Source organism: Pseudomonas brassicae (assembly GCF_010671725.1).
GTDB classification, from domain to species: domain Bacteria; phylum Pseudomonadota; class Gammaproteobacteria; order Pseudomonadales; family Pseudomonadaceae; genus Aquipseudomonas; species Aquipseudomonas brassicae.
Genome location: NZ_JAAHBU010000523.1, coordinates 1 through 3,229, shown reverse-complemented (window position 1 = coordinate 3,229; position 3,229 = coordinate 1). Strand labels below are relative to the sequence as shown.

Here is a 3,229-nt window from a genome sequence, read left to right as displayed (position 1 = left end):
GTGTTGACGAAAAAGCCGATCAGGCGCTCGGTCTCCAACCGGGTGCGGCTGGCCATCGGTACACCGACACGCACCTCGCCCTGGCCGCTGTACCGATGCAGCAGCACCTGGAACGAGGCCAGCAACAGCATGAACGGCGTCACACCTTCGCGCCGGGCCACCTGCCGCAGCCCCTCGAACAGCGCGGCGTCCACCTCGACATCCAGCTTCGCGCCCCGCAAGCTTCGGGTACTCGGGCGTGGATGGTCGGTCGGCAGTTCGAGCACCGGTTGCTCGCCGCCCAACTGCGTACGCCAGTAATCGAGCTGGCGCTCGCGCTCGCCGGCGTCCATCCACTGGCGTTGCCAGTGGGCAAAGTCGGCGTACTGGATCGCCAGCGCTGGCAGCGATACCTCACGCCCCTGGCTGTAGCCCGCATACAGGGCAATGAGTTCATCGACCATCACCTGCATCGACCAACCATCGGAAACGATATGGTGCTGGGTCAGGATCAGCACATGGTCCTCGGCCCCCAGTTGCAACAGCTTCACCCGCAGCAACGGCCCCTGGTCGAGTGCGAACAGCCGGCTGCTCTCGGCCTCGACACGGGCCTGGACCTGCGCAGCCTGGTCTGCCGCTGCCGGCACGACCTCCAGGTCAATGTTGACGCTGGCCTGCTCGGCGATCAGTTGGCGTGCCTCACCGTTCACCTCGACGAACGTGGTACGCAGGGTTTCATGCCGTGCGACCAGGCGGTCGAAACTGCGCTGTAGCGCCAGTACGTCCAGCGGCCCGCGCAGGCGCAAGGCGGCCGGCAGGTGGTACGCGCTGCTCTGCGGGTCCAGTTGCCAGAGGAACCACTGGCGTTCCTGGGCATACGAGAGCGGCAACGGCTGCCCGCGCTCGACCACGGCGAAGGGCGGCTCGTTGCCGACGGACGATGCGCCCAGCGCTGCCACGAAGTCACCCAGCCGGCTGCGCTCGAACAGGGTACGCAAGGCCACTTCATGCCCCAGCACCTGACGGACCCGTGAGACCACCTGGGTGGCCAGCAGCGAATGCCCGCCGATTTCGAAGAAGGCGTCGTCCAGGCCGACACGCTCCAGCTTGAGCACGTCCTGCCAGATCGCCGCCACCTGCCGCTCCAGTTCGCTGCGCGGCGCCACGTAGGTAGCCTGGGCCTGGCTGGCGTCCACCGCCGGCAGGGCCTTGCGGTCGAGTTTGCCGTTGGGGCTCAGCGGCAGGCGCTCGAGCACCAGCAGGTAAGCCGGCACCATGTAGTCCGGCAACACCTCACGCAACCTCGCCGTAAGGCGCTCGCGCCATTCGCCTTGCGCCTCGGCGGTCAGGGCATGGCCGTCGCTGGGGACCACATAGCCCACCAGTTGCTGCCCCGCGGCGCCCGGCTGGGCCAGCACCACCGCGGCGCGCACCCCCTCCTGCTCCAGCAGCCGCGACTCGATCTCGCCCAGCTCGATGCGAAAGCCACGGATCTTGACCTGATGGTCGATGCGCCCGACGTACTCGATCACGCCCTCGGCGTTGAAGCGCGCCAGGTCACCGGTGCGGTAGAGCCGTCCACCGGGGTGCGCTGCAAACGGGTCGGGCAGGAAGCGCTCGGCGGTCAAGCCGGGACGGTTGAAGTAGCCACGCGCCAGCAACTCGCCGCCGACCACCAGCTCGCCCACCACGCCGACTGGCGCTGGCGTGCCGCTGTCATCCAGCACGTAAATGCTGCGCCCGCCCAGCACCCGCCCGATCGGCATGCTCGACGGGGTGCTGCGTGCGCCGCTGACGTAGTCGCTGCACTCCAGGGTGGTGACACACACGGTCGCCTCGGTGGGCCCGTAGGTATTGAGCAGCGCGACCTGCTGCAACCCGGCCTCGCGCCAGGCCGCAATGCCTTCTGGCGGCATCGCCTCGCCACCGATGTGCACGCGCTTGAGCCGACCATAGTCACGCGGGCCGGCGGCAGCGAAGTCCTTGGCCAGCAGGTTCCAGTACGCAGTGGAAAGGTCGGTGACGGTGATCTGCTTGTCGATCAGCTCATGGTAGAAGCGCTCGCTGTCCCAGATCTGCGGACCGCGCAGCACCACCGCCGCGCCGCAGATCAGCGCCGGGTAGAACTGCTCGACGAATGCATCGAAGTTGAAGGTGGCAAACTGCAAGGTGCGGTCATCCGGCCCCAGGTGCGAGAATTCCCGCGCTACCTGGGCATGCCCGGCCAGTGCCTGGTGGCTGATGCCGACGCCCTTGGGCCGACCGGTCGAGCCCGAGGTGAACATCACGTACGCCAGGTTGTGCGCATGTGCGGTGTTGCTCAGGTCGCGGCTGTCCAGCCCGGCCCAGGCCGCATCCTGGTCCAGGCAAAGGCTGCGTACACCGGCCGGCACCTGCAGGCGCCCCAGCAACGGCGTCTGAGTCAGCAACAGCGGCGTAGCGCTTTCCTCGATCATGCATTGCAGGCGATCCTGCGGGTATTGCGGGTCGAGCGGCACATAGGCACCCCCGGCCTTGAGCACCGCCAGCAGGCCGACGATCATGTCGATGCCACGTTCCACGGCAATCCCGACCAGTACATCCGGGCCCACACCGCACGCAACCAGATGGCGGGCCAGCCGGTTGGCGCGCTGGTTCAGCTCAGCGTAGCTCAGGTGCGTTTCTTCGAAGACCAGCGCCAGCGCGTCCGGCCGTTGCTGCACCTGCTGCTCGAAGCGCTGATGCACGCGCAGGTCCGGGCACGCCAGGGGCGCATGGCCCCAGTCGAGCAACAGCCGCTGCTGTTCTTCGGCACTCATCAGCGCAGCGCATCCAGGCGCTGGTGCGGCGCGGCGACGATCGCGCGCAGCAGGCTGACCCAGTGGCGCGCCATACGCGCGATGGTGGCGGGCTCGAACAGGTCGGTCGAATAGGTCCAGGCCACCTGCAGCCTGCCGCCCTGCTCGTAGGTGTCCAGGCTCAGGTCGAACTCGGTGGTGCGGCTGCGCCAGTCAAGCATCGACAGTTGCAGGCCGCCTGCCAGCTTGATGGCGCTCACGTCGGCCACGTCCGGCTGGTGGTTGAACATCACCTGGAACAGTGGCGAATGGCTCAGGCTGCGCTCCAGGCGCAGTGCTTCGACCAGGCGTTCGAACGGCAGATCCTGGTGCGATTGTGCGCCCATCACCGTGTCACGGGTGGCCTGCAACAGCTCGGTAAAGCTCATGCTCCCGTCAAGCGGGGTACGCAGCACCTGGGTGTTGACGAAAAA

At 67.4% G+C, this 3,229-nt stretch carries 2 protein-coding genes; both read right to left on the bottom strand.

Annotated elements, in window-relative coordinates:
* Positions 1 to 2,777, bottom strand: a 2,777-nt coding sequence (locus G3436_RS25570) for an amino acid adenylation domain-containing protein (protein ID WP_243667325.1), incomplete at its 3' end; no start/stop codon positions are given.
* Positions 2,777 to 3,229 (bottom strand): condensation domain-containing protein (locus tag G3436_RS28080; protein ID WP_243667324.1); only part of this gene is annotated, 453 nt, incomplete at its 5' end. The genes G3436_RS28080 and G3436_RS25570, both read right to left, overlap by 1 nt.